Here is a 26,210-nt window from a genome sequence, read left to right as displayed (position 1 = left end):
TCGAATCCGATCAGACACCCGGTCCGGGCGACCGGTCCGCCACGCTTTAGCGGCGACCGGCCGGGCCGGACGGGAAGCGCCTTCGGGCCGACCCGTGGAAGAGGGGCCCGGCTGCGGCTTACTTGCGGCCGAACAGCTTGCCGATCCCGCCGGCGGCGGTGGTGTCGGCCGGCTTGGCCTCGCCATCGACGGTCGGCGCGGCGTCGCCGCCGGACTTGCCGGCCGGCTCGGTCTTGGCGAGCACTAGATTGACGGTCGAGCGCAGGCAGCGCACGCGCACATTCTCCGCGATCTCGACGGTGATCTCGTCGTCGGTGCCGACCTTGGTGACGATGCCGATGATGCCGCCGCCGGTCACGACGCGGTCGCCGCGGCGGATGGCCGACAGCATCGCCTTATGCTCCTTCATCTTCTTCTGCTGCGGACGGATCAGCAGGAAGTAGAAGACGACGAAGATCAGGATCAGCGGCGCGAACTGGACGAGCATGTCACCGCCGCCGCCAGCCGGGGCCGCCGTCTGTGCATAAGCCGTCGAAACGAACATCTGGAAGCTCCTTACAGGTTTGGTCTCGGCACCGGATCGGCGTTCCGCCGGGACGCCGCGACTATAGCCGCCCATGACCGGGATGCAATGGTGATGCGCCACAATCCGCGGGCGCACCACAGCTTGTGTGCTTGCCTTGCTGTGTTACGGTGCGAAGGCGTCGGAAAGATGGCTGCGCGGGCACCCACTTTCCATGGAACATCCAGAAAAAATTTCCGGAAAATTATGTCGCAATCCATCGAAAAGTCCGGTGCCGATCAGGCGCTCGTCCCCTTGCTGACCCGCATCGCCGAGGCGCTGGAACGTCTCGCCCCGCCGCCGGACCGGCCGCTGGACTTCGGTGCGGCGGATGCCTTCGTCTGGCACCCCGATCCCGACCGTCTGGAAGGGGTTCCCGTGGTCAACCGCGTCGACATCATGCTTCTTCAGGGCATCGAGCGGCAGCGCGAGATCCTGCTGGACAACACCCGCCGCTTCGCCGCCGGCCTGCCGGCCAACAACGCCCTGCTGTGGGGTGCCCGCGGCACCGGCAAAAGCTCGCTGGTCAAGGCCGCCCACGCCGCCATCTGCACGGAGCGGCCGGGCGAACTGGCGCTGGTCGAGATCCACCGTGAGGACATCCCCACCCTGCCCCGCCTGCTGACCCGGTTGAAGGGCGAGGCCCGCCGCTTCATCCTGTTCTGCGACGACCTGTCCTTCGATCATGACGACGCCCATTACAAGTCGCTGAAGGCGGTGCTGGACGGCGGCATCGAAGGGCGGCCGGACAATGTGGTGTTCTACGCCACCTCCAACCGCCGGCACCTGATGCCGCGCGACATGATCGAGAACGAGCGGTCGACCGCCATCAACCCGGCGGAAGCGGTGGAGGAAAAAGTGTCGCTGTCGGATCGCTTCGGTCTGTGGCTGGGCTTCCACAACTGCGACCAGGACACCTTTTTCGCGATGATCGAGGGCTATGTCCGCCATTTCGGCCTGGAGATCCCGGAAGACCGGCTGCGCGCCGAGGCCGTCGAATGGTCGGTCACGCGCGGAAGCCGGTCGGGCCGGGTTGCCTGGCAGTTCATCCAGGACTTGGCTGGCCGCCTCGGGAAGTCCCTTCGCTGACCTTGCGGTCCATCTGGTCGCTCGGGTCGACGGCCTGGCTGCCCTTGCGCAGCTCGAAATGCAGCTGGGGCGAGGACACGCCGCCGGTCTGGCCGACCCGGGCGATCACCTGCCCCCGCTTCACCGACGCGCCGCGCTCCACCTCGATCTTGTCGAGGTGGGCGTAGGCGGTGATCCAGCCGTCGGAATGCTTCAGCAGTAGCAGGTTGCCGAAGCCGCGCAGCTCGTTGCCGGCATAGGCGACCACGCCGTTGTCGGCGGCGACCACGGCAGTCCCCTTCGCGGCCGCGATGTTCAGCCCGTCATTGTGCAGACCGTCTGGCTTCGGCCCATAGCCGGAGATCAGCTTGCCCTTTACCGGCCACAGGAAACGGGCGCCGCCACGCGGCGGCGGGGCGCCGACCTCGGCCTTCGGCTCCGGCTTCGGTGGCGCAGCGGCGGCAACCTCCTGCTGCGGAGCGGCGGCAGGCGGAGCGGGCTGTGCGGCTGGTGCCGGAATCGGCGTTGCCGCCGGCTTGCTGCCGGGCGGACGCAGCATGGTCGGCGCCTGGCCCGGTTGATAGGCGGTATCGCCGGCTGCGGCAGGGGGCGCTGCGGCCGGTTCCGGCGCGGCCCCAGGCTTGGACGGCGGCGGCAGCGGCGTGGCGGCGATGCCGCCGGAGGACATGGAGCCGGAGGACAACGCGCCGGGAGGCGGAAGCTCGGCCGCCTGCACCGACCCGCGACCGGCAGGCGAACCCTGCGGCGTCAGCGGCACGGCACCGCCGGAGGCGATCCCGGAAGCGACCATGGTCCCATTGCTGTCATTGCTGCCCGGCAGGCGCAGGGGCTGGCCGACCTGCACCGCATAGGGCGGGGTCAGGTTGTTCAGCCGGCTCAGTTCGCTGACGTCGACATTGTGCATCCGGGAGATGCTGTAGAGGCTGTCGCCCTTCTGCACGATGTACTGGCGCGAGGTCGGCAGGACCAACCGCTGCCCGACTTCCAGCCGGTAGGGCGGAGCCAGCTTGTTCGCCTCGATCAGGTCGCGCAGCGGCACATTGTAGCGGCGCGACAGGCTGTAGGCGCTGTCGCCCTTCTGCACGCTGATGGCGCCGCCGGCCGAATCCGGCACCTCGGAAACTGTGGTGAAGGGGGCAAGCCCCCCCACCCGCTCGCAGGCGCCGAGCGCCAGGACGGCGGCGGACAGGACCAGGGCGGGCAGGACGCGCTTGGAAAATGCGGGTTTCATGCGGAACGGACCGATTGCGGCGGGTCGGACAGCAGCGGAACGAAACGGACGGGCCACAGGTCCTCCCGGATAAGGCCAGCTTCGGAGCGCCGGAAACGCACGACCCTCTGGTCGCGGTGATCGGTCCCCAACGGAATGACCAAGACACCATCAATGGCGAGTTGATCCGTCAAGTCTTTTGGCGGCTCCGGCCCACCGGCGGCTGTGACCAGTATACGGGCGAAGGGCGCCTGCTCCGGCCAGCCCCGCGTCCCGTCGCCGAGCCGCGTGGTGATGTTGCCGATGTCGAGCGCCCGGAACCGCCCCTCGGCCTCACGCAGAAGCGGCTTCAGCCGCTCTATGGTGAAGACCCGGCGGCAGAGGCGCGACAGCACCGCCGCCTGATAGCCGGAACCGGTTCCGACCTCCAGGACAAGATGTCGCGGGAGCAATTCCAGCGCCTGGGTCATCAGGCCGACCACCAGCGGCTGGCTGATGGTCTGGCCCTGATCGATCGGCAGCGCCGTATCCTCCCACGCCCTGTCCTGGAAAGCCTCCGGGACGAACAGCTCGCGCGGGATCCGCTCGATGGCCGCCAACACGTGCGTGTCGGTGACGCCGGCCCCGCGAAGGGCCATCAGCAAGCGGATCTTGCGCGGGTTGTATGTCACACGAAGGCCTGCCTCAACGTCTGCAACGTTGGCGTATGGGTGAGGTCGAGATAGACGGGCGTCACCGAGATGCCGCCGTTGAAAACGACATGGATGTCGGTGTCGTCCGCCACGTCGGCTTCGCCGCGCAGCGTGCCGATCCAGATGTAGGGCTTGCCGCGCGGGTCGACACGCTCGAACAGCTCGTCGCCGATCTTGCGCTTCCCGTGGCGCACCACTTGGATGCCGGTCACCTCCGCGGCTGGGCGTGCCGGGAAGTTGACGTTCAGCAGCACGTTCTTGGGCCAAGCCACCGTCACCGCCTTGCGCACCACGTCGGTGCCATGGGCGGCGGCGGCAGACCAGTCGATCGGCTGGCCCGGCTCGTAATGCTGGCTCATGGCGATGGCAGGCACATTCAGCAGGGTCGCCTCCATCGCCGCGGCGATGGTGCCGGAATAGGTCACGTCCTCGCCGATGTTGGAGCCCTGGTTGACGCCGGACAGAACCAGCGTCGGACGGGCGTCCTTCATCACATGGTTCACCGCCAGCAGCACGCAATCGGTCGGCGTGCCGTCGACGGTGAAGCGGCGTTCATCCAGCTTGCGCAGACGCAGCGGCCGGTTGATGGTCAGCGAATGGCTGGCCGCCGACTGCTCCATCTCCGGCGCCACGACCCAGACGTCGTCGGACAGCTCGTGCGCGATGGCTTCCAGGACCTTCAATCCCTGGGCATGGATGCCATCGTCGTTGGTGACGAGGATCCGGGTCCGGGACAGGTCGAGCGGCAGGTCGAACATCAGATGGAAATCCTCTCCACTCCGCGCATGTAGGGACGGAGCGCTTCAGGAACCAGGATCGAACCGTCGGGCTGCTGGTAATTCTCCAGAACCGCGATCAGGCAGCGCCCGACCGCCACACCCGATCCATTGAGGGTGTGCACGAACTGAGTTTGCTTCTCGCCCTTGGCCCGGCAACGGGCTTTCATCCGCCGGGCCTGGAAATCGCCGCAATTGGAGATGCTGGAGATCTCGCGGTAGGCGTTCTGGCCCGGCAGCCACACCTCGACGTCATAGGTCTTGCGCGAGGAGAAACCCATGTCGCCGGTGCACAGCACGATGGTGCGGTAAGGCAGGCCCAGCCGCTCCAGGACCGTCTCGGCGCAGCGGGTCATGCGCTGATGCTCGTCCTCCGACTGTTCCGGCGCGGTGATGGCGACCATCTCCACCTTCCAGAACTGATGCTGACGGATCATGCCGCGGGTGTCGCGCCCGGCCGACCCTGCTTCTGCACGGAAGCAGGGGGTCAGCGCGGTGTAGCGCAGCGGCAGCTCCTCCGACGCCACGATCTGGTCGTTGACCAGATTGGTCAGCGGCACCTCGCTGGTCGGGATCAGGTAATGGTCGCTGGAGGTGGTCTTGAACAGATCCTCCTCGAACTTCGGCAGCTGGCCGGTGCCGAACAGGGCGGTGTCGCGCACCATCAGCGGCGGCGCGATCTCGGTGAAGCCGTGCTCCGACGTGTGGATGTCCAGCATGAAGTCGGCGAGCGCGCGCTCAAGACGGGCCAGACCGCCCTTCAGCACGGTGAAGCGGGCGCCGGACATGCGGGCCGCCGCCTCGAAGTCCATCAGGCCCAGCGCCTCCCCCAGCTCGTAATGCTGCTTGGGGTTGGCGAGGTCGGGCGGCGTGCCCCAGCGGCGAACCTCGACGTTGGCGGTCTCGTCCGGGCCGTCCGGCACGTCGTCGGCCGGGATGTTGGGGATGCCCGCCAGGATGGCGTCGAGTTCCGCGCCGAGTGCGCGTTCCTCCTCCTCCACCTGGGGCAGGCGGTCCTTCAGGGTCGCCATCTCGTCCAGGATCGGCTGGGCATCGCGCCCTTCGCGCTTGGCGAGGCCGATTTCCTTCGCCGCCTCGTTCCGGCGGGCCTGCATCTCCTGCATCTGGGTCTGCGCGGCGCGGCGGCGGCTGTCGAGGTCGAGCACGGAGGACGACATCGGCGCCAGTCCCCGGCGGCCAAGGCCGCGGTCGAAGGCTTCGGGATTCTCACGGATGGCGCGAAGGTCGTGCATGGCTCGAACAATCAACGAATTGTGTGGGGCACTGGTTATACGGCGCGACCCCGCCAAGGTCCAGTGCGAGGCCGCAGCGCCGGTCGGTACGGATGGAGTCGGCCATCGTCGGTGCCCCCGATGATGCCGCGCATCGGGGGCTCTGCTCAGGCAGCCGGCTTGGTCAGCACGGCGACGGACTGTCCCAGGGCATGGCCGCCCCAGCGCGGGTCATGGGAATCGACGAAGGCGACCTGCGGACACCCCAGATGTGCAGCCCAGCGTGAAATCGCATTGCGCTCGATGAAAACATTCAGGTGCGGCAGAACCGACTGCCGACGGGCCGCGACCGTGTCGGTAAAGATCGTCCAGTGGTTCGGATCGGCAAATTCCAGAAACGAGAAGATGATGCGACCGCCCGGCTTCGCGGCACGCACCAGATCCGTCAGGTACAGGTAGGAATCCTCGTGCCTGAGATGGGTGAAGACGCTGAAGGCGCAACAGATGTCGGCAAAAGCGTCGGGCACAGGGATTGACAGCCCGTGATTCAGAAGGAAGCGGTAGTGTGGCGGAGCCTTCGAGGCGGCGAACCGAAGGAGGTCGTCGACAACGTCCACTCCAAGATATTCGATTTCCCACTTTTGCGAAATCGCCGTGGACAGACGACCGCTGCCACATCCGAAATCGAAAACGGACATACCGTTCGCCAGACCATAGTGTTCCAGTATCTGGCATTCGATATGACCGAAAATCTCGTAAGCGCCGCCAACCGCCTTGCTCATCGCCACGTCGATGGGATCGACGCTCTTCAAGGCCGCAACCAGCTTCTCGTAATCATCGACGAAATATTCTTTTTCCATTACCGGTCTCGACAAAAGGAGAGAAATCGATCGTACTGCGGCTGCCGCAGCCACGAGGTCCGAACCATTTTCGACGGACCATAGAACGGAAATCAAACCCTGAGAAGCCGCGAAACAGCCAAGTATCGGCTGGCCCCGATTCCGCCCGGGCAATCCGGATCAGGGACCGGATGTCGTCGGATTGCGTCCGGAGCATGACGGACAAGACTTTGGGAGCTTGGACAATTTTTCCCTCGGCGCACAATGTCCGCCGGCCGTTCGCATGGCAGCGTGGCGAATCTTCTGAAGCGCAGCAGGACTTTTTGGCAGTGAGGGATTGTGGCAGTGCAGGATAACGAATCGTCCGCTTACCTGGTGTCCGGAACGCCCGCCTATCGTCGTGCCAGCCGTATTCTGTTCGTCGCCGGCTTCTCCACCTTCGCCACTCTCTATTGCGTTCAGCCGCTGCTGCCCGACTTCGTGCGCGAGTTCGGGGTGACGCCGGCGGAATCGAGCCTGTCGCTATCGTTGACCACCGGCATCCTGGCGGTGGCGCTGCTGGTGGCCGGCGCCATTTCCGACGGGATCGGCCGCAAGCCGGTGATGGTCGCGGCATTGCTCGGCGCCGGCATCCTCGGGATCGTCGGCGCGCTGATGCCGGGCTGGCATGGCTTCCTGGCGGTGCGGGCGCTGGAGGGTCTGGCACTGAGCGGCCTGCCCGCTGTGGCGATGGCCTACGTCTCAGAAGAGGTCGATCCGAAGTCGGCCGGCGTCGCCATGGGACTCTATATCGGCGGGACGGCCATCGGCGGCATGTCGGGCCGGGTGCTGACCGCCGTCCTCACCGATCTCGGCAGCTGGCGGCTGGCGGTCGGGGTGGTCGGCGCGCTGGCGGTTGCAGCCGCCGTCACGGTCTGGTTCGCCCTGCCGCCGTCAAGGCACTTCGTCCGCCGCGCCGCCGGGCTGCCGGCCCTGGTGCGGGCATGGCGCGGATTGCTGACCGATCCGGCTCTGCTCGGGCTCTTCTCACTCGGCTTCCTGCTGATGGGCGGCTTCGTCACCGTCTTCAACTATATCGGTTTCCGGCTGAGCGAGCCGCCATTCGAACTGCGCCCGGCCGTCGTCGGCGCGGTTTTCCTGGTCTATAGCTTCGGCGTCGTCAGCTCTCCGCTGTTCGGCGGCTGGTCGGGCCGATTCGGGTCGAACCGCACGCTGGCGGCGGCGGTGGCCCTGATGGTAGCCGGGCTGGCGCTGATGGAGATCGAGGGCCTGTTCGCCATCGCCTTCGGCATCGCCCTGTTCACCTTCGCCTTCTTCGGCGCCCATTCCATCGTGTCGGCCTGGATCGGCCGCCGCGCCGCGATGGCGCGCGGCCAAGCCTCCTCCATCTATCTGTTCTGCTATTATCTGGGCTCGACGCTCGCTGGGACGCTCGGCGGGCTGTTCTGGCATGGCTATGGCTGGACCGGTGTGGCCGCCTTCGTCGGCCTTCTGCTGACAGTCGCGGTGGGGGTAACGGTCGGCCTGCAACGCAGCCGCTGACGGCCGAGCTGCGGTACAGCCGCCGATGCGCGGCGAACGGTCGCGGCTGCGATTCGGCTTATTGCGCTGCGCCGGACGGCGCTTCACGTTGTGCGCGTCCATTCGGCGGGAGTGCGCGCAGTGAGCGATCTGACCGTATATCTGGAAAGCGATGCCCGCCGACCGGAACTCCGCACGTCCGATGCGGCCTTGATAACGGCTCATCTCGCCCATGCCGGTATTCTCTGCGAGCGCTGGAACGCCGATACGCCCCTCCCCGCCGATAGCGATGCGGATGCCGTGCTGCACGCCTATGCTGTACCCATCAAGCGGCTGAAGCAGGCGCGCCGTTTCCTCACAGCGGATGTCGTCCGCATCACCCCGCAGACGGATGGCATCGCCGCATTGCGTGCCAAGTTCCTGGACGAACACACCCATGACGAGGACGAGGCGCGATTCTTCGTAGAGGGTGCCGGCGCCTTCTACATCCATCTGAAGGCCCGCGTCTTCCGCGTGGTGTGCGAGGCCGGCGACCTGCTGAGCATTCCCGCCGGCACGCCGCACTGGTTCGACATGGGGCCGAAGCCGCGCTTCACCACCATCCGTTTCTTCGGCCGTCCCGACGGTTGGGTGGCCACCCCGACCGGCGACGCCATCGCCGCGCGCTTCCCGCCCTTCGAGCCGGAAGCCGCGCAGGCGGCCTGAATCCGCCCCATTCCCGCCTCAAAAAATTCACTTGAATCACGGGCGGAAAAGCGTAAATCAATCGGCACGACGCACCCGCACGTGCCTATGGCCCTCTGTGGTTATGCTACGACGTACCGCGTCCTTTTTGGCAGAACCGACCATTCCAGTGGGTCGGTCCCGAGAGGGAGGTCAGTATGTACGCTGCCCACGGTGGGGCTGTGAGACGGTAGCCCTTTAGCCGGTAAACGACGCGCTGTTGCCTGGAGCTTCACAGCCCGGGGCCGCTGCTCGCACCGGCTTTTTCCGTCTCCCCCTTCCCCAAATCCGATCGATCGCCGATTCCGCTGCGCCACCCGCGCCCAGTCCTGTGCTGGCCGGCTCGTGACGCGGCCGGGGATCGCCGTCTGCTCACCGGACCGGCCTGCGCGCCGCCGTCCGGGGATAGGAGTGCGCCATGGGTTTCCTGCGTTCCCGTTCCGCCGTCACCCCGCTGCGCCGCGTCGGCCTGAACGACAGCAGCGCCGTTTCTCTGTCCACCGGCCGCCGCTCCACCGTGGCGCAGGCCGTCGCCCTGCACCGCCCGGAAGAGCCGATGCACTGCATCCGTCCCGGCGTGCTGGCCGACACCGCCGACAGCTTCCTGAAGGCATTCGCCGGTACGACCGATGCGGTCGCCCGTGGCGGCGACGTGCTCTATGCCGTGAAGTGCAACCCCGAGCCGGCAGTGCTGCGCGCCCTGTGGGCCGGCGGCGTGCGCCATTTCGACGTCGCCTCCCCCGGTGAGATCCGCCTGATCCGTCAGATGTTCCCGGACGCCGTCCTGCATTACATGCACCCGGTCAAGGGCCGTCAGGCGATCCGCAACGCCTATCACCAGTATGGCGTCCGCGACTTCGTCCTCGACAGCCGGGAAGAGCTGGACAAGATCCTGGAGGAGACGGACGGCGCCGCCGACCTCGGCCTCGTCGTGCGGCTGTCGCTGCCGAAGGGCAACGCCGTCTACGACCTGTCCGGCAAGTTCGGCGCCGCCATCACCGATGCGGTGGAACTGCTCCGCGCCGCCCGCGCGGCGGCGGCGAAGGTCGGGCTGTCATTCCATGTCGGCTCGCAGATGCTCGACCCGTCGGCCTATGAGCGCGCCATCGCGCTGGCCGGCTATGTCATCGCCGAGAGCGGCATCGACCTCGACGTCCTGGACGTCGGCGGCGGCTTCCCGGTGTCCTATCCGGGCGTCACCCCGCCGCCGCTCGGAGACTTCATGGCCGCCATCGCCCGCGGCGTCGCCGCCATCGACCTGCCGGCGCAGTGCCGCCTGTGGTGCGAGCCCGGCCGCGCGCTGGTCGCCCCCGGCGTCTCTCTGGTCGTTCAGGTGGTGAAGCGGCGCGGCAGCGAACTGTTCATCAATGACGGCGTCTATGGCGCGCTGTCGGACGCCGGCGTGCCCGGCTTCCGCTTCCCGGCACGATTGATCCGCCCGTTCGAGGCGATGACCGATGCCGGGGATGAGGCCTTCAGCTTCTACGGCCCGACCTGCGACAGCGCCGACAAGATGGCCGGCCCCTTCCACCTGCCGGCCGATGTGAAGGCCGGCGACTGGATCGAGCTGGGGCAACTCGGCGCCTATGGCTCCTGCCTGCGCACGGCCTTCAACGGTTTCGACCAGGCGCGCGTCGTCGAGGTGTCGGACGCCCCCCTGCTCGCCACTCCCGGTTACCAGCTTCGCTCCTGCGCGGCCTGAACGCGAAGCCGGTTTCTGTGGATAAAGCGTAAAGACATCCGTAACATTCAGTCGCCCGGCGCGTCCCGTTTCCGCTTCTCCGAAGTGGGCGGGAGCGCCGGCTTATGTCGTCGGCCTAAACTACCTCGGGGAGACAAAAAATCATGGCCCTGGACACGAAGCTCTGCACGTTCACAGGCCGCATGGTCATCGTTGGATTCGGTTCGATTGGCCAGGGTGTCTTGCCGCTGCTTCTCCGTCACATCGACGGACTTACGGCCGACCGAATCACCATCGTCACCGCCGAGGAGCGCGGGCGCGAGGAAGCGGAGCTTTACGGCGTCGCCTTCCACAACAACCCGCTCGACAACGACAATTTCTTCCAGGTTCTGAAGCCGCTGATCGACAAGGGCGATTTCCTGGTCAACCTGTCGGTCGACGTCTCGTCGCTTGCGTTGATCGAGTTCTGCCAGCGGGTCGGCGCCTTCTACACCGACACCTGCACCGAACCGTGGGCGGGCGGCTACACCGATTCCAGCCTGTCGCCGTCGCTGCGCTCCAACTATGCGCTGCGCGAATCGGCACTGGCGCTGCGCGGCCGTTACGAGGGCGGCCCGACCGCGTTGATCACCCATGGGGCGAATCCGGGTCTGGTGTCGCATTTCGTCAAGCAGGCGCTGCTGAACATCGCCGCCGACACCGGCGTGGAAACCGATGTCCCGACCGACCGCGACGGCTGGGGCCGGCTGGCGCAGAGGCTTGGCATCAAGACCATCCATGTGGCCGAGCGCGACACTCAGGTGTCGAACCAGCCCAAGCAGATCGGCGAGTTCGTCAACACCTGGTCGATCGACGGCTTCGTCAGCGAAGGCTGCCAGCCGGCCGAACTGGGCTGGGGCACGCACGAGAAGGACTTGCCGCCCGACGGCAGCCGGCACGAATTCGGCTGCGACGCCGCCATCTACCTGATGCGCCCCGGCGCGGCGACGCGCGTGCGCACCTGGACCCCGCTGGAGGGGCCGTTCCACGGCTTCCTCATCACCCACAGCGAGGCGATCTCGATCTCCGACTATTTCACGGTGCGCGACGGCGACCGCGTCGTCTACCGGCCGACCTGCCACTATGCCTATCACCCCTGCGACGACGGGGTGATGTCGCTGCACGAGCTGGCCGGCAAGAATTACAACATGCAGGCCGAGCAGCGGCTGATGATGCATGAGATCACCGGCGGCATGGACGAGCTGGGCGTCCTGCTGATGGGCCATCCCAAGGGCGCCTACTGGTACGGCTCGCGGCTGGACATCGACACGGCGCGCTCGCTGGCGCCCTACAACAACGCCACCTCGATGCAGGTGACCTCCACCGTTCTCGGCGGCATCGTCTGGACGCTGGAGAACCCGAATCGGGGGTTGGTGGAACCGGACGAGGTCGACTTCCGCCGGGTGCTGGACATCGCCACCCCCTATCTCGGCGAGGTGGTCGGCGCCTATGGCGACTGGACTCCGCTGCAGGACCGCAATGTCCTGTTCCCGGAAGACATCGACGAGGACGATCCCTGGCAGTTCAAGAACTTCCGGGTGAATTGAGAGACGTTGGATGAAGCACCGCAGCCCCCAAAGCCGGTTCCGGCGCGGCGGCTGCGGCAGCGCTGCCACAGGGGGGACGGCGACACGGTGACATTGCCCGTGGAAGGGTCTTGAAACCGTTGACTTGGGCTTTCGCTTCCCCCAATCGTTCCGACATGCCCAAGCACGTCTCCCGGCGCGCCCGCGCCAAAGTTCCGACCGTCGCCAACCCCATCCTGCGCTCCGGCATCGTCGGGCTGATGGTGGCGTGTGGGGTCGCCGCCGTGGATCTGGCCCTTCCGGATTCGGCCCATGCCCAGACGCCGGCCAAGCAGGCGCTGACCCCAAAGCCGACTCCCAAGCCGGCCGACGGACCGCTTCCGGGCAGCAAGCCCACCGCTCCGGCCGCCCAGGCCGGCGCGGCCGGCACCGAATCGAAACAGGACCCCGTCCTGCTGACGGCCGATCAGGTCACCTTCGACGAGGTGAACAGCATCGTCACCGCCAGCGGCAATGTCGAACTGGCCCAGGGCAAGCGCAGCGTCCGTGCCGACAAGATCACCTACAACCAGAAGACCAAGGTCGTCACCGCCACCGGCAAGATCAGGCTGGTGGAGCCGTCGGGAGACATCGTCTTCGCCGATTACGCCGAGCTGACCGACGATCTGAAGGACGTATTCATCGAGAACATCCGCGTCCTGATGACCGACAACGGCCGCATGGCCGGCAACGAGGGTGAGCGTCGCGAGGGCCGCCTGACGCGCGTCAGCCGCGGCGTCTACAGCCCTTGCGACCTGTGCAAGGAGGACCCGACCCGTCCGCCGCTGTGGCAGATCCGCGCCGTGCGCATCGTTCACGACAACGAGGAGCACGAGGTCCGCTATCGCGACGCGACGATGGAGATCTTCGGCATCCCGGTCGCCTACACGCCCTATCTGTCGCATCCCGATCCGTCCGTGGACCGCAAGAGCGGGTTCCTGACGCCGTCCTTCGGCAACAACTCCAATCTCGGCGCGATCCTCAAGACCCACTATTACTGGGACATCGCGCCGGACCAGGACGCCACCTTCGACCTGCATTACTACTCGCAGCAGGGGCCGCTGCTGGGCGGCCAGTACCGCAAGCGGTTCGAGAGCGGCCGGCTGGAGCTGGAAGGCGCCATCACCCGTGGCGACGTGGCCAACACCACCATCGTGCCGAAGGAAACGCGCACCCGTGGCTACGTCGCGGCGCGCGGCCTGTTCGACATCGACGAGACGTGGCGCGCTGGCTTCGACATCAAGCGGGCCAGCGACCCGACCTTCCTGCGGCGCTATTACGATTTCCGCGAGGATTACCTGACCAGCAAGGCCTTCGTCGAAGGCTTCCATGGCCGGAACTATGCGGCGATCACCGGCTACAGCTTCCAGGACATGCGGTACGGGAACCCGATTCCGGAGCCCGTCACCCTGCCCTATGCGCAGTACAACGCGCTGGGCGAGCCGGGCAGCCTGCTGGGGGGCCGCTGGTCGTTCGATACGAGCCTGCTGGCGGTGTCGCGCTTCAGGAACGCCGGCCCCGACACCCAGCGCGTCATGGTCCAGCCGGGGTGGGAGCGCAACATCGTCTCCAACGCCGGTTTTGTGACGACCCTGTCGGGCAGCGTTCTGGTCGCCGGCTACAAGGCGCAGCAGTTCAACTACAACGACCCGACGGTCCGCGGCGACGACAATATCAGCCGCTTCCGCTTCTTCCCGCAGGGGCAGGCCACCGTCCGCTATCCGTTCGTCCGCTACGGTGAAAGCTCGTCCCAGCTGGTTGAGCCCATCGGCCAGCTGACCTTCGCGCCCAAGCTGCCGAACGGCCGCCTCTTCCCGAACGAAGACAGCCTGGACGTCGAGTTCGACGATGTGAACCTGTTGCAGCCCAACCGCTTCACCGGCATCGACCGGCTGGACGACGGCATGCGCTTCACCTACGGCTTGCGCGGAGCGATCTACGGCTACACCCAGGGATCGGCCAGCCTGTTCCTGGGCCAGAGCATTCGCCTGAGCGACAGCAGCGCCGGCTTCTCCGGCGATTCGGGCCTGGAGGAGCGGGTTTCCGATTATGTCGGCCGCCTGGATCTGCAGCCCGCCGACTGGCTGGACGTCAATTACGGCTTCCGTGTCGATCACGAGACCTTCCGTCCGCGCCGCCACTCGCTGAACGCCTCGGCCGGCGTGCCGCTGCTGAGGCTGTCGACCTCCTACACCTATGTCGACCAGACGACCTCCCGCACCGCGGTCACCCGCAACCGGGTGGAGCAGGCGAACTTCGGCGTTTCGTCGCAGTTCACCGATCGCTGGAACATCGGCATCGCCCACACCCAGGCGATGGAGCCGCAGCCTGGTCCGCGCTCCAGCCTTGCCGTGCTGACCTATGGCGACGAATGCCTGCTGTTCCAGACCATCGCCCGGCGCGACTACACGATCAGCACCACCGGCGAGAAGGACGGCAACACCATCTTCTTCCGTCTGGTCTTCAAGAATGTCGGCGAGTTCAAGAGCCCGGGCATCAACGCCAGCTTCCTGGGCGGCGGGTCGGCCAACCAGTAATAGCGTTTCCTCGGGACAAGACGGCACAAACCAACGGCCAGGGGGTTGCATCCCCTGGCCGTTGCCATTAGCCATAAAGGTCCGACGAGACAGCCCGCCACGACCGAAATCATGACCCTGGGACGTTACGACTACGAAAGACGGTACCGCAAACGCATGCGGGCCGGCGCGATCAAGTTCATGCTGCTGGCGGCACTCGTGCTGGGGGTCGGGCTTTTCTCCTACCAGATGGGAATCGAGCAGCTGAAGGGCCGCGATGTGACCCTGCGCGAGGAGATCGCCACGCTGTCGCGCCAGAAGGCGGAGCTGGAGCTGCTGGCCAGCCAGATGCAGCATGCCGCCCGCACCGCCGAGGCACGCGCGGCTGAACTGGAAGGCCGCCTTCAGCGCGAGGTGCCGACCGGCGATCTCGCCAAGCTGAGCCAGTTGGTGGGGGAGCGGCTGAAAAGCGGGCTGGACGCCAACCGCCTCGCCTTCGTCATCTCGCAGGCCCAGGTTCCGCGCAACTGCCAACCGACCGACACCAAGCGCTTCACACTGAGCACCCCGCTGCTGAAGGGCGGCGCGCGCGGAGTCACCTTCGGCAACGGAACCGTCACGGTCACCGGCGAGGGGCAATCGGCGCACAACCCGCAAGGCAACGCCGAAAGCTGGTTCGATCCGGGCCAGCCGGTGACCATCCGCATCACCGGCATGGGCGGCAAGGGCACCACGGTCAGCGGCGTTCTGCCTCTGCACCAGTCGCTGGTGGTCGACAACAGCGAATACCGCTTCACCATCGCTGCGGCCCAACGTTCCTTCGTCGAGGTGACCGCCGACCGCTGCGCCTATCCCTGAGGCGGAACGGCGAATCCGCGCGGCGGCTCTCCCGCCGCGTGGATGTCCCACATGGTCGTGAAAGCCGATTCGATGGAACGGGCGAACCGGTCGGTGTCGAACAGGGGAGCGGTGGCGCACGCCCGCTCCAGCCGCAGCTTCAGAGCGGCCAGCTCGGCAGGCTCCACCGCCAGCCGCCGCGCCGTCGCCTCATAGGCGTCCCAATCCGCCACCGCCAGTTCGGGCAAACCGACCGCGTGCAGCAGGCTGGCGGCAACCCGCCCGGCAAAGGACCGGCCGGGGACTGTCAGCACCGGCAGCCCGGCCCAAAGAGCATCGCTTGCCGTGGTGTGGGCGCCGACCGGGGCTGAATCGAGGAAGAGGTCGGCCAGCCGGTGGCGCGCCAGATGCGCCGGTCCCGGAAGGCGCGGGGCGAAGATCAGGCGTTCCGGCGCAACGCCGCGCTCCGCAGCCGCTCCCCGCAGGTTGGCGGCGACCTCTGCCGGCCCGTCCAGCAGCCACAGGACCGATCCCGGCACGCGTTGCAGAATCCGGCACCAGCGACCGAACAGATCCGGCCCGATCTTGTAGGCCGCGTTGAAGGCGCAGAAGACGAATCCGTCGGCCGGCAGCCCGCAGTCGGCGCGGTCCGGTATCGGCCCGATGGTGCGTTTCCGGTCGTTCGGCTGGTAGCTGTCGGGCAGATGGACGATGCGCTCGCTGTAGAAGCGCTGGTGATCGGTCGGCGCCACCACCGCGTCGGCGATGACGTAGTCGATGGCGGTGCTGCCCAGCGTGCCCGGATAGCCGAGCCATTGCGCCTGCACCGGCGCCGGCCGGTATGCGGCGATGCCCGGGCGGGCGTTCTGGGTGTGGCCTTTCAGATCGACCAGGATGTCGATGCCTGCCTCATGGATCAGCCGGGCTGCGGCCTCGTCGGTCAGGGCGGACAGGTCGAGAAGACGGTCGAACCCGGCGACCAGCCGCTTGCGCAACGGCCCGCCGTCGTCGGGGCCGTAGGAGCAGCCAATGATCTCGAAGCGGTCGCGGTCGTTCCGTTCGATCAGCTCGGCGATCAGCACCGCGGTGGCGTGCTCATGGAAATCGGCGGAGAGATAACCGATCCGAAGCTTTGCCCCGCGGTCGGTGCGCTTCGGGAAGCCGGGCCGGATGCCCCGCGTCTTCCAGCCGGAATAGCGCTCGGCACAGGCACGCTCCAGCGCCGGCCCCGCTCCCTCTCCCAGGACGATCCAGGGGTGAGCCTGCTGCGTCCGCCCCTCCCGCACCAGATCGACCAGCCGGGCGGACAACGCGCCCAGCCCAGCCCAGCGGCAGAGATGCCGGCGCTGCTGCACCAGCTGCGCCAGCACACCACCGGCATCGGGCAAGCCAATGCGCAAAGCGCGGTCGAAACCAACGAGGCTTGCTGCCGCGTCCTCCGCCGGGCCGCCGCGCTGCCCACACTCCTTCAACGCAAGGGCAAGGTTGGCCTGTCCCTCCGCCAGATCGGGCAGCAGAGACAGGCAGGCACGGAAACCGGCAGCGGCGCGGTCCAGATCGCCGCGGTCACGGTGCAGGGCGGCCAGGGCCAGCCGGGCCGGCACCAGCGCACGGTCAAGCTCCAACGCCCGGCGTAGCGCTGCTTCCGCCTCGTCCAGCCGGCCAAGCTCGCGCAGGAGGACGCCCTGGTTGCACGGCGCCGGCGCAAAGCCGGGCATCAGCCGGGCGGCTTCGCCATAGGCTGCCGCAGCCTCCGCCGGACGGCCGAGCGCCTGCAGGGTCACGCCCCAATTGTAATGGTTGCCGCCGAAATCGGGGAACCAATCCAGCGCCTTGCGGTGATGTGCCTCCGCCTCCGCAAGGCGGCCCTGACGCCGCAACGCCTCCCCAAGGTTGGAGCGGGCGACCGCCTCCTCCGGCGTGCCGGCCTGGCCCAGCGTGTCGAGTGCCGCGAACAGGGCCGACAGCAACGCCGCGTCGCCCGCTTTGCCGACAAGGCGGCGACGCAGGTCGGCAACGACGCCCTTGCCAGTCTCCTTTCCGACCATGGGCGGCGAGGTCACTTGCGCTGCCACTCGCCCGCGGCGGTCATCACGAATTGTCCGGCCGGGGTGCGCTCGATCAACTGCTGGCCGGCAACCGCCTGGACCTTGTCCAGCGCCGTGCCGTTGCCCTTGGCGATCTCCTGATAGCGGGCCAGGCGCTGGGCGTTCACCTGCTGCGCCAAAGCCTGGGCGGAGGCGGGCGCGCCCGGAACCACGCCGACCATCCCGTCCGGACGCTCGCCCAGCTGCCCGGTGGCCTTGGCGGCGGCCAGCGCATCCTGGGCCAGCGCCAGTTGCGGCATCGCGACCGCCAGCAGTCCGGCAGCCAGGGTGGAGAGTGCGAGCCGGTTGAAGTGCCGGCGACTGATGGGGCTTCTCGTCATCACTTCTTCCCCTTCGTCGAAGAAGGCACGGTGTCGGTGGGAAGACCGAACAGGGCGGGGTCGTTGCGGATCGCGTCGTCGACGTCGCGCTCCAGCTTGACCCGCACCTCCTGCTCGATCCGGACGTTCAGGTTGATCTCGATGGGCTTGTCGGGTGCCTCGATCTTCACCGTCGGGGCGCAGGCGGCAACGGAGGCGGAGATCAGCAGGGCAGCCGTCAGGCCTGTGTGGGGAAGTCTGGTAACCATGGTGGCGATCAGTGGTCCTTCTGGTCGGAGCCGGTCATCCGCTCCCGCAATGTGTCGGGAATCCGGTAGACGTCGAGGTTCTGGCGCAGAATCCGGTCGAGCGCGCCGGACAGCTTAAGGTTAAGCGCAACCGGATAGCCATCGTAGAATGACGGGTTGGCCCCGCGCAGGGAGAAGCCGGCGTTGAGTTCGCCGCCGGCCTGCCCGTCGATGGTGATCCGCAGGGTTTCGTAATGGAAGTCGGTCAGGGCGCCCATCAGCATGGCGGTTGGGCTGCCTTCCTCCCCTTTCAGGCCGGATGGCGGCTGGGCGGGGTCGTAACGCAGCGTTCCGGGCCCCGCCGATTCGAGGACACCGCCGTTCAACGTGACCGTATCGCCGGCAAGGACCACGGGGAGGGTGCCGGCCAGCTTGCCGCTTGCCTCCAACCCATCCACGGCAATCAACTCCAGCAGCTTTGCGGCATCGATGCCGGCGGCATGTAGGGTGACCGTCCCCTTCGGCTTGTCGGGCGACAGTTCGAACGGGTCAGCATGGAGCGTGCCGCCGGCCCAGCGCCACTCCGCCCGGTCGACATCGAGACGCCCGTCACGGCCATAACCGAACAGCAGCGTCCCGTCGGTCAGCGGAATGCCGACATCCAGCAGGCCGATGGACAGCTTCTGCCCGACCGGGATCACCGGTGGCGACAGGCTGGACAGGGCGACCGTACCGCTGACACCGGCGACCGTCACCGGACCGGCGGCGCCGGCCAATCCCTTGACCACCGCTTGGCCGGCCGTGGTCAGGCCCTTTGGGGTCAGGGAGAGTGTCGCCTTGCCGGACAGCGTGCCGGATGCCTTCTCCAGGAAGGTGGCACCCAACGGCGAGACCGCGGCGAGACCGGGTCCGTTCTCGGCGACGTGGATCGGCTTCGCCACCGCCTCCAGCCGTCCGGTACCGGCGGTCTGGTCATAGGTGCCGTTCAGACCGACCGTAAGAAGACCGTTTGCGCCCTTGGCGGTGCCGTCGATGTTCCACGGCCCCTCCCCCGCCTGAACCGCCTGCATTGTCACGGCCAGCGGTACGACGGGTGCCGGCTTGGCCGTGCTGGTCAGCCGCGCAACGGTGGCATCCGCCCGCCGTCCGTTGCCGTCCTGCCCCAGCCGCAGCACGACCTGCTCGGCCCTCAGACTGCTCGTCGGCATGTCGAGCCGCGGCGCTTGCAGCTCTGCCGCGACGGTCATGGAACCGGGCGCCCAGCGCAGAAGTTCACCCTTCTGCGCGGCGCACAGCGTCGCCCCCTGCGGCAGGTCGAGACGCTGGCCGGAAACCGTCAGACCTTCCGCCTTGGCCGGCAGGCAGCCATCGGGGGTGACGGTCACGGCGCCGCCATCCGTCCCGACCACCAGCGCGCCGGACAGGATCAGCCGGCCCGACATCGGCAAATCCAGCGCCTTGGCCGTCGCTTCGAGCGAGCCGCTATCGCCGGTGATTTCCAGCCGCAGCCCCTGCCATCCGTCGGCGATGCGCAGTCCGGTGACGGTCACCGCGGCACCAGTGAAGCCGGTCCCGCGCAGCGCTTCGGTCGCTGTGGCGCCGATCAGCGCCGGTCCGGCCAGGATCACCCCGCCCAGCCCGACGACGCCAAGCGTCACCGCCACCGCCGTTGTTCCCGCTATCGCCCGCCCCAGCCTCAATGCCCCCGCCCCTTCCCGTTCGATCGTCAGGACCGGCATGCCACGTCCACGCCCGGATGAACACCCGGACGAGCGGCCGTCATCCGTGACCTTTGGCGGATCTTTCGGGTGGCAGACCGGCTGGCCCGCCTATCGATTGGCCGACCGGCCGAACTCCCCGCCAGCGTGGCTTTGCATTCCGCCGCTTTTCCCCTATGGTCCGGGGCGCGGATTTCGGCTCATCGGAGTGTTTCGCATGAAGCGGTGGACCCGCGCGTTGCTGGCGGCTCTGTTCGCCACAATCTTCACTGTCTCGTTCTTTACAGTTTCTCAAGGGGAGGCGAAGGCCTTGGATCCGGAAAACACCATTTACCTCGACCTGAAGGACGGTCGCGTGGTGATCGAACTGCGGCCCGACCTGGCGCCGAACCACGTCGCCCGCATCAAGGAACTGACCCGCCAGGGCTTCTACAACGGCGTCGTCTTCCACCGCGTCATCGACGGCTTCATGGCCCAGACCGGCGACCCGACCGGCACCGGCATGGGCGGCTCCGGCCAGAAGCTGAAGGCGGAGTTCTCCAGCACCCCGCACATCCGCGGCACCCTGTCGATGGCCCGTGCGCAGGATCCGAACAGCGCCGACAGCCAGTTCTTCATCTGCTTCGCCCCGTCCCAGTTCCTGGACCGCCAGTACACCGTCTGGGGCCGCGTGGTCGAGGGCATGGAGTTCGTCGACATGATCAAGAAGGGCGATCAGGCCCGCAACGGTCAGGTCTCGAACCCGGACAAGATCATCAAGATGCAGGTCGCTGCCGACGTGAAGTAACGTCGCCGCATCAGCCGACCGAAAAAAAGGGACCGGTTCGCCGGTCCCTTTTTTCTTGTGCACCGACTCCGAACTCAGATGCCGGCTTCAGCCGCCGGACAGTGCGTTGGTCATGGCCCGCAGCAGGTCCTTCATCGATTGCGGCCGGTCCTGCCAGCGCATGGACAGCCCCGACAGAAGCACCTTCTCGAATCCGGGGACCAGCACCACCCCCAGCTCCGACGGCTTCGGCACCTTGTCGTTCATGAAGCGGGCGGTGGCGTCGGGCGGCGTACGGCCGGTCAGCGCCAGATAGATGGTGGCGCAAAGCGCATAGACATCGGACCAGGGGCCTTGCCGCCCCTCGTTGGAATATTGCTCCGGCGGGGCATAGCCCGGCTTGAGGATCACGGTCATGCCGGCTCCCGGACGGGCGGTCTGCCGCGCGGCACCGAAGTCCAGCAGCTTGCGGTCGCCGCCATTGGTCAGAAAGATGTTGTCCGGGCTGATGTCGCGATGGATCAGACCCTGGTCGTGGATGGCCTGCAAGGCCTTGGCGATCGGCATCACAACGGCCAGGGTCCGCTTCACGTCGATGCGTCCACCGCTGTCGACCAGATACTTCTTCATGGTGCGGCCCTCCAGCAGCTCCATGACCAGATAGGCGGTGCCGTTCTCCTCGAAGAAATCCTGTACGCCGACGATCTCGCGCACGTCCCGCAGCCGGGCGAGCGTCCGCGCTTCCTCCAGGAATTTCTCCAGACCGGCGGCGAAGGTCTCCGCATGTTCGTCCGAGAAGGGGGAAACGGCGGCGGCGTTGGGAATCCGGGCGATCAGGTTGGCCGGGTAATATTCCTTGATCGCCACCCTCACCTGCAACCGGTCGTCCCAGCCCAGATAGGTGGCGCCGAATCCGCCCTGCCCCAGCACCCTCCCGGCCCTGTAGCGGCCATGCAGCAGCGTGCCGGGCACAAGATGCACGCCCGGCCGGTTGTCGGACTTTTCCGGGAAACCACAGGCGGCACAGGCGCCAGCGTTCCCTTGGGTCGCGTAGCAGCTTGGACACAGGCCGGGTCTCACCCCCGAAGCCGGCTTCGATGCCGCCACTCCTGCCGGCTGGCCGCTGACCGGGTGAAGGATTGTCTCGGCACCGCGCATGCCTTTCGGCGGAGGTCCCTGGGGCGAAAGCTGCACCACATCCACGGTGGGCTTCATAGCTCCAGGGGAAACAGGCGGCATGACGGGTGGAGGGGCTGGTGCCGTCGCCAACTGGCGCAGCCGGTCCAGCAGTTCCAACAGACGCCGGACCTCGGCCTGGGCGACTTCGCTCTCCGGCTGGGCAATCTCGGCCTGGAACTGCGGTTGGCGGACGATCTCAAGGATGTGCTGGCGGATCAGCGGCAGTGCCCCGTCCTCGCGGATCAGGCCCGAGCACGCGACCTCCGCCAGCCGGACGGTGCGGCGGCGCAGGACCGGCTCCACCTGCCGCAGGCGGACGGCGAGCTGGCCGGTCTTCACATAGTCGTCCACCGCCCGTTCGGCTTTCGCGGCGATCCGCTCGCAGGTGTCGACCGGCAGCGGAGCGGAGCGGAGCGCCGCCAGCGCGCGGACGAAATCCCGCTCCAGCAGAGCCGTGTCGGGCGTCTGCACCAGCATGTTCTCGATCAGCAGTTCGTTGCAGACGGCAGCCTCCAGCGAGGCAAGGATCTCGTCGGCATGCCGTTCGGCGGCGGGGGCCGCAGCGACGCGGGTCAGGTAATGGATGCGGCAGATCAGGTCCGATTGCCCCTCGCCAAGCCCGACGATCGACCGGCGATAGGCGCTGGCTCCCCCCTGCTCCAGCCGGCGCGAATAGCGCACGGTCAATGCATCGGCCATCGCCGCACCGCCGATCAACCCGTCGCGGGTCAGCAGATGGCCGACCAGCGTCTTCAACATCTCCGCCTCCTGATCGAAAGCGCCACGGCCCAGCGGCTGGGGCGCTTTCAACTGGCGGCGGATGCGGTCGAGCACCGCGGCCTTGGCCTGGGGAAGCTTGTTCTGGCGGAACAGGGCGTTCAGCACGCCGACGCGGTTCGGTCCGATGGCCTCCATGCCGATCCGGCCGAACAGCAGGTCACACAGGGTTCCCAGCAGCGCGCCGGGCAGCAGGTTGGCGCCGAACAGCTCCGCACTCGCCGCGGAAGAGGCCAGGATCTCGCCGATCACCCCATCGACGGCCGCGGCCAGCCGTTCATCCCGATCCCACTGGTGCAGCTCCAGCAGCCGGTCCAGCTTGCCGTTCCAGGTCTTGATGTCGAAAAGCTCCAGGCCGATGGCAACGCGCATGTCGTAATCCGCATCGACGGTCGGTGTCTTGCTTCCCTGGGACAGCAGCCAGTCGACGGGGGTGCGGCCGCGCGGCATGGCGGCGAAGGCAACCTGGGCGCCCCGGGCCTTTGCCCAGCTCTCGTCCACCGCTGCGCGGATGGCGCGGCGGCGAAGCTGAAGATCCTGCCCCGGCGCGCGTGCCTGGATCGTCGCGATCCTGGTGATGGCCGCCTCGACCAGGGAGCCTTGCTCCAGACAGGATTTCAGCGGCTTGGCGAGATGGATCAGTTCCGTCGGCGTCAGAAGCAGCGGGTCCAGATACGACCGCATCGCCACCCCGATCACCAAACGCGCCGGCAGCGAATGGTAATCCGCCAGCGCGCCGCACAGCTCCGCCTCATCGAGCATAGCCATGGCCGGCTGGGGTGTCGGGGTTGCGCGGCTGAGCTGGGGACTGGACACTCAGGGCCTTTCCATCAGGTGGCGGATGGTGCAGCCGGGGCGCAACAACGGCGCCGCGCCTGCGTTGTTGATCAAGCCGGCGTGCCGCACCGGCCAGGGCACGCCGCCGGAATATACCGCCGGAGAAGCATGTTTGCGCAGCGAGGGTAAATGACGAGTGTACGATACCCGCATTTTTCATCAAAAACACAAGAGTTGTGTCAGCATTGCGCCATGCGGCCTGTTGACTGCGGGGCCCGTTCCCTTCGCTCTTCGCATGTGCGATAAAAAATCGGAACGCTGACGATGGGAGAAACGCATGATCCGGAACGGCACCATCATCGCGTTGCGACACGGGCCGATGACTCTCACGGCGGCCCCCCGCTGCGGTGGCTCGCTGGCGAGTTGGAGCCTGTCCACCCCCGATGGTCCGGTGGAACTGTTCCGGCGGGCGTCCGACCGAGCGCTGGCCGGCGATTTCGCCCCTGACATGGCCTGTTTTCCCCTGGTTCCCTTTTCCAACCGCATCGGCGGCGGCCGCTTCGTCTTTCAGGGCCGGGAGGTGAGACTGGCGACCGACCCCGGATCGCCGCACCGCATCCACGGCCATGGCTGGTCCACCCCGTGGAACGTCGAGGCTGTGACCGACGATGCCTTGCGGATGGCCTTCACCCACCGGGGGGACAATTGGCCCTGGAGCTATCGCGCGGCGCAGACCGTGGCGCTGGACGGCGAGGGTCTGACCGTCACCCTGGACCTCATCAACGAGGCCGATAGCGACATGCCGGCCGGATTGGGCCTGCACCCCTATTTCGTCAAGACGCCGGGCAGTCGGGTGACCGCCGATGTCAGCAGCATGTGGGAGAATGACGAGACCATCCTGCCCTGCCGCAAGCGCCCGCTACCCCCGGTCTGGGATTTCCGCCACGGCGTGACGATGGACCGTGTGGCGCTGGACAATGGCTTCACCGGTTGGAGCGGTTCGGCGACGCTCGACCGCCCGCAGGAGCGGCTGCGCCTGACCATGCTTGCCGATGGGCCGGCCGCTCACCTGATCGTCTATGCTCCGGCGGACGAACCTTACCTGTGTCTGGAGCCGGTCACCCACATGACCGATGCGCTGAACCGCCCGCAGGAGCCCGATGCCGGCGTGATCGCCCTGCCGCCGGGCGAACGGCTGTCCTTGACCGTCCGCTTCCTGCTGTCGCGGCTTTAGCGGCAGCGCACGAATTCAGCGGCGAAGGTCGCCGGCGGCTGCATGCGCAGGACCAGCCGGTCGAGGCGCGGCGAATCGGCCGGCAACAGCCGCAGGGTCGCCAGGGGTGCCGGTGTGCCTTCCGCCGGACCGGCGGGCAGGAGCGCCACCCCCCGGAGCGGATCGCCGTCGCCCGCCAGCGTGCCGTTCAGCGGAAACTGCGGCAGCCGCGCATCCACCGCTTGCAGGCCGCGGTCTGCCCCGATCTCCAGGTAGGAGCTGCGGCAATCGTCGATGGCGGCACGGTCGGTCGGATCGGCCTTGGCCCAGCGGCCGGCGAGAGTCGACAGGGCCACCTTGCGGCTGAACGGCGGGATATGCGGCTCGGGTGTGTCGAACCGGCGGGCGGCGGCACCGGTGACGGACAGCGGCAGGTCGCCGACCGGATGCGAGCGCGCCTGACGCTCCGTCTCCAGCGCGGCCGTGCGCTGGCGAAGAACGCGCAACAGGCAGTCGCTGCGGGTCTTGCCGGTCTTCGAGTCGGCAAGATCGGCCGCGGTCACCTGACAGGCCTCGTCCCGGCGTGCCCGCCAGACGGTCTGGGCATCCGCAATCGCCGCACGCCCGGCGTCGTCGGTGGTGGTCCCCAGTGCTGCCAGCGCGGCATCCATCGCCGCACTGGCCTCCGCAAGCTTCGGATCGCGGCACATCAGCTGCGCGACCGGGGTCTCCGCCGCTTCGCAGGCGGGCGCAGCCGGAGCCACCGCTTCGGGCGACGGGGTATCCGCCGAAGCCGAAAGGGCGGGGACCGCGGTCATGACCGAGAGCAGGGAGCCGGCAGCCAGAAAACCGCCAACCAGGGACAGGGCGCGCATCGCAGGAAACCTTGGATGGGGAAACGGGACGTCACGAAGCGGGGAAAGCCTCCAGCACGGCCTTGACCTGACGCTGGAAATCCTGATCGGTGCGATAGCGCGTCACGACCGACTTGTCACGCTCCACGAAAAACAGCATGTCGTCGCGGCTGGGCAGCATGCGCGGGTTGGGCTTGTCCAGCAGCTCACCATTCCAGTCGACACGGGCCATGAAATAGACGGCTCGGGCAAACAGCATGAACAGCTTGTTGTCGGGCGCCAGCTTTTCCCGCCGGAGCAGAGCAAAATAGTAATAATTTCGGCCGTGGAAATAGCTGGTGTGGATGGCTTGCAACGCGGCGAAGCGCTCGTCGGGACTGTTGACCTTCTTGATCTGCTTTTCCAACCGGAAGCCGGCGAAAAAATACTCCCGTGCTTCATGCTCGAAGGAGAAGGGACTGCCTTTGATCAGCGCCATCTGCTCGCCGTAGCGCTTCAGCGCACGGGTCATCAGCAACTCAAGAAAACGCCGTTCCGCCGCATGAATGTCGGGGATGTTCGGCAGCATCTCGAACACGTGGCGCAGGTGATAGGGATGGCGCACGACGACGATGGGAACTGACAGCTTCTTGCTCTTTGCCGGCGCCCGTTTCTCCGCAACCAGCGTGACGGCGGGCGACAGCGACGCCATCGTCGCCTGAATGGTGTCGTACAGCTTCCAGCGCAGGCGGGTCTCCGCCGACTGGCTTCCCAGATTCATCCGGGCAAGAAACCGTTTCACCCGGCTGCCGAAGGTCTCTTTCGGCAGCTTGTGCGTCGGCAGGTTGGGAACGACCAGCGGGTTGCCGAGGATGTCGGCCGGAGGCGGCAGCGGCTTGAAATTGAAATATTTTCCGGTGACGACTCCCCGCCCGGCGCCGCCCGGACCCGCGTCGCCCATACCGCCGGAACCCCGGTTGCCGCCCGCTGATGAAAAAGCCGCCACCGAC

The 26,210-nt window shown here is 67.2% G+C and carries 22 protein-coding genes; 9 read left to right on the top strand and 13 right to left on the bottom strand.

All coding sequences use genetic code 11. The features are described 5' to 3' along the window. Positions 1 to 118: 118 nt before the first annotated feature. On the bottom strand, positions 119 to 544 hold the full coding sequence (yajC, locus tag ABNQ40_RS23415) for a preprotein translocase subunit YajC (protein WP_098739828.1): 426 nt from the start codon (positions 542 to 544) through the stop codon (positions 119 to 121). Positions 545 to 769: 225 nt separating this feature from the next. Between yajC and ABNQ40_RS23410 the strand changes: the two genes are divergently transcribed. Continuing rightward, on the top strand, positions 770 to 1,651 hold the full coding sequence (locus ABNQ40_RS23410) for an ATP-binding protein (protein WP_109051571.1): 882 nt from the start codon (positions 770 to 772) through the stop codon (positions 1,649 to 1,651). On the opposite strand, the gene ABNQ40_RS23405 is transcribed toward ABNQ40_RS23410, so the two are convergent. From ABNQ40_RS23405 to ABNQ40_RS23385, 5 genes are all read right to left on the bottom strand, one after another. Beyond that, on the bottom strand, positions 1,608 to 2,882 hold the full coding sequence (locus ABNQ40_RS23405) for a LysM peptidoglycan-binding domain-containing M23 family metallopeptidase (protein WP_109051570.1): 1,275 nt from the start codon (positions 2,880 to 2,882) through the stop codon (positions 1,608 to 1,610). The two genes, ABNQ40_RS23410 and ABNQ40_RS23405, sit on opposite strands and share 44 nt — an antisense overlap. Then, positions 2,879 to 3,532: a protein-L-isoaspartate(D-aspartate) O-methyltransferase gene (locus tag ABNQ40_RS23400; protein WP_109051569.1), complete on the bottom strand. Its 654-nt coding sequence runs from the start codon at positions 3,530 to 3,532 to the stop codon at positions 2,879 to 2,881. Before ABNQ40_RS23400 ends, ABNQ40_RS23405 begins: the two co-directional genes overlap by 4 nt. Next, positions 3,529 to 4,311: a 5'/3'-nucleotidase SurE gene (gene surE, locus ABNQ40_RS23395; protein WP_109051568.1), complete on the bottom strand. Its 783-nt coding sequence runs from the start codon at positions 4,309 to 4,311 to the stop codon at positions 3,529 to 3,531. The genes ABNQ40_RS23400 and surE overlap by 4 nt, the downstream gene beginning before the upstream one ends. Further along, a complete protein-coding gene (gene serS / locus ABNQ40_RS23390) occupies positions 4,311 to 5,582 on the bottom strand; it encodes a serine--tRNA ligase (RefSeq protein WP_109051567.1) in 1,272 nt (423 codons plus the stop codon). The genes surE and serS overlap by 1 nt, the downstream gene beginning before the upstream one ends. 146 nt (positions 5,583 to 5,728) lie before the next feature. Further along, the gene (locus tag ABNQ40_RS23385) at positions 5,729 to 6,421 is read right to left on the bottom strand and encodes a class I SAM-dependent methyltransferase (RefSeq protein WP_109051566.1); all 693 of its coding nucleotides are present in this window, start codon (positions 6,419 to 6,421) and stop codon (positions 5,729 to 5,731) included. 324 nt (positions 6,422 to 6,745) lie between these two features. Between ABNQ40_RS23385 and ABNQ40_RS23380 the strand changes: the two genes are divergently transcribed. The 6 genes from ABNQ40_RS23380 (at position 6,746) to ABNQ40_RS23355 (ending at position 15,303) form a co-directional block, all read left to right on the top strand. Continuing rightward, positions 6,746 to 7,942 (top strand): MFS transporter, encoded by a 1,197-nt coding sequence (locus ABNQ40_RS23380; RefSeq protein WP_247880007.1) that lies wholly within the window; start codon positions 6,746 to 6,748, stop codon positions 7,940 to 7,942. Positions 7,943 to 8,062: 120 nt separating this feature from the next. Further along, positions 8,063 to 8,626: an acireductone dioxygenase gene (locus tag ABNQ40_RS23375; RefSeq protein WP_109051564.1), complete on the top strand. Its 564-nt coding sequence runs from the start codon at positions 8,063 to 8,065 to the stop codon at positions 8,624 to 8,626. A gap of 436 nt (positions 8,627 to 9,062) precedes the next feature. Next, on the top strand, positions 9,063 to 10,346 hold the full coding sequence (locus ABNQ40_RS23370; protein WP_109051563.1) for a type III PLP-dependent enzyme: 1,284 nt from the start codon (positions 9,063 to 9,065) through the stop codon (positions 10,344 to 10,346). A 143-nt stretch (positions 10,347 to 10,489) separates the two neighbouring features. Further along, positions 10,490 to 11,911 carry a homospermidine synthase gene (locus ABNQ40_RS23365; protein ID WP_109051562.1) on the top strand — a complete coding sequence of 474 codons (1,422 nt, stop codon included), beginning with the start codon at positions 10,490 to 10,492 and terminating at the stop codon, positions 11,909 to 11,911. A gap of 155 nt (positions 11,912 to 12,066) precedes the next feature. Continuing rightward, positions 12,067 to 14,466, top strand: a complete 2,400-nt coding sequence (locus ABNQ40_RS23360) for an LPS-assembly protein LptD (RefSeq protein WP_109051561.1) — start codon at positions 12,067 to 12,069, stop codon at positions 14,464 to 14,466. A gap of 111 nt (positions 14,467 to 14,577) precedes the next feature. After that, positions 14,578 to 15,303, top strand: a complete 726-nt coding sequence (locus tag ABNQ40_RS23355) for a hypothetical protein (RefSeq protein ID WP_109051560.1) — start codon at positions 14,578 to 14,580, stop codon at positions 15,301 to 15,303. Here ABNQ40_RS23355 and ABNQ40_RS23350 read toward each other — a convergent pair. The 4 genes from ABNQ40_RS23350 to ABNQ40_RS23335 are packed head-to-tail and all read right to left on the bottom strand — an operon-like array spanning position 15,294 to position 19,676. Continuing rightward, the gene (locus tag ABNQ40_RS23350) at positions 15,294 to 17,345 is read right to left on the bottom strand and encodes a glycosyltransferase family 41 protein (RefSeq protein ID WP_247880005.1); all 2,052 of its coding nucleotides are present in this window, start codon (positions 17,343 to 17,345) and stop codon (positions 15,294 to 15,296) included. The genes ABNQ40_RS23355 and ABNQ40_RS23350 overlap by 10 nt on opposite strands. Next, positions 17,342 to 17,710, bottom strand: a complete 369-nt coding sequence (locus tag ABNQ40_RS23345) for a YdbL family protein (protein WP_109051558.1) — start codon at positions 17,708 to 17,710, stop codon at positions 17,342 to 17,344. Before ABNQ40_RS23345 ends, ABNQ40_RS23350 begins: the two co-directional genes overlap by 4 nt. Next, positions 17,710 to 17,958: a YnbE family lipoprotein gene (locus tag ABNQ40_RS23340; protein ID WP_109051557.1), complete on the bottom strand. Its 249-nt coding sequence runs from the start codon at positions 17,956 to 17,958 to the stop codon at positions 17,710 to 17,712. The genes ABNQ40_RS23345 and ABNQ40_RS23340 overlap by 1 nt, the downstream gene beginning before the upstream one ends. An 8-nt stretch (positions 17,959 to 17,966) precedes the next feature. Continuing rightward, positions 17,967 to 19,676 carry a YdbH domain-containing protein gene (locus ABNQ40_RS23335; RefSeq protein ID WP_247880004.1) on the bottom strand — a complete coding sequence of 570 codons (1,710 nt, stop codon included), beginning with the start codon at positions 19,674 to 19,676 and terminating at the stop codon, positions 17,967 to 17,969. Positions 19,677 to 19,872: 196 nt separating this feature from the next. On the opposite strand from ABNQ40_RS23335, the gene ABNQ40_RS23330 reads away from it, so the two are divergent. Beyond that, a complete protein-coding gene (locus ABNQ40_RS23330; RefSeq protein WP_109051555.1) occupies positions 19,873 to 20,442 on the top strand; it encodes a peptidylprolyl isomerase in 570 nt (189 codons plus the stop codon). Between the two features lie 87 nt (positions 20,443 to 20,529). Here ABNQ40_RS23330 and ABNQ40_RS23325 read toward each other — a convergent pair whose 3' ends face one another. Next, positions 20,530 to 23,145 carry a serine/threonine-protein kinase gene (locus tag ABNQ40_RS23325; protein ID WP_109051554.1) on the bottom strand — a complete coding sequence of 872 codons (2,616 nt, stop codon included), beginning with the start codon at positions 23,143 to 23,145 and terminating at the stop codon, positions 20,530 to 20,532. A gap of 346 nt (positions 23,146 to 23,491) precedes the next feature. Between ABNQ40_RS23325 and ABNQ40_RS23320 the strand changes: the two genes are divergently transcribed. Continuing rightward, positions 23,492 to 24,388: an aldose 1-epimerase gene (locus ABNQ40_RS23320; RefSeq protein ID WP_109051553.1), complete on the top strand. Its 897-nt coding sequence runs from the start codon at positions 23,492 to 23,494 to the stop codon at positions 24,386 to 24,388. On the opposite strand, the gene ABNQ40_RS23315 is transcribed toward ABNQ40_RS23320, so the two are convergent. Both ABNQ40_RS23315 and ABNQ40_RS23310 read right to left on the bottom strand, forming a co-directional pair. Next, positions 24,385 to 25,242 (bottom strand): lysozyme inhibitor LprI family protein, encoded by an 858-nt coding sequence (locus ABNQ40_RS23315; protein ID WP_109051552.1) that lies wholly within the window; start codon positions 25,240 to 25,242, stop codon positions 24,385 to 24,387. The genes ABNQ40_RS23320 and ABNQ40_RS23315 overlap by 4 nt on opposite strands. Before the next feature lie 31 nt (positions 25,243 to 25,273). Next, positions 25,274 to 26,161, bottom strand: coding sequence for a hypothetical protein (locus ABNQ40_RS23310; RefSeq protein WP_391349050.1), 888 nt, complete (start codon positions 26,159 to 26,161; stop codon positions 25,274 to 25,276). Between the last annotated feature and the right edge of the window lie 49 nt (positions 26,162 to 26,210).

Source organism: Azospirillum sp. A23, assembly GCF_042938965.1.
In the GTDB taxonomy this organism is placed as follows: Bacteria; Pseudomonadota; Alphaproteobacteria; order Azospirillales; family Azospirillaceae; genus Azospirillum; species Azospirillum melinis.
The sequence above is the reverse complement of the archived record's forward strand: the minus strand, read 5'-3'. Positions and strand labels throughout refer to the sequence as shown.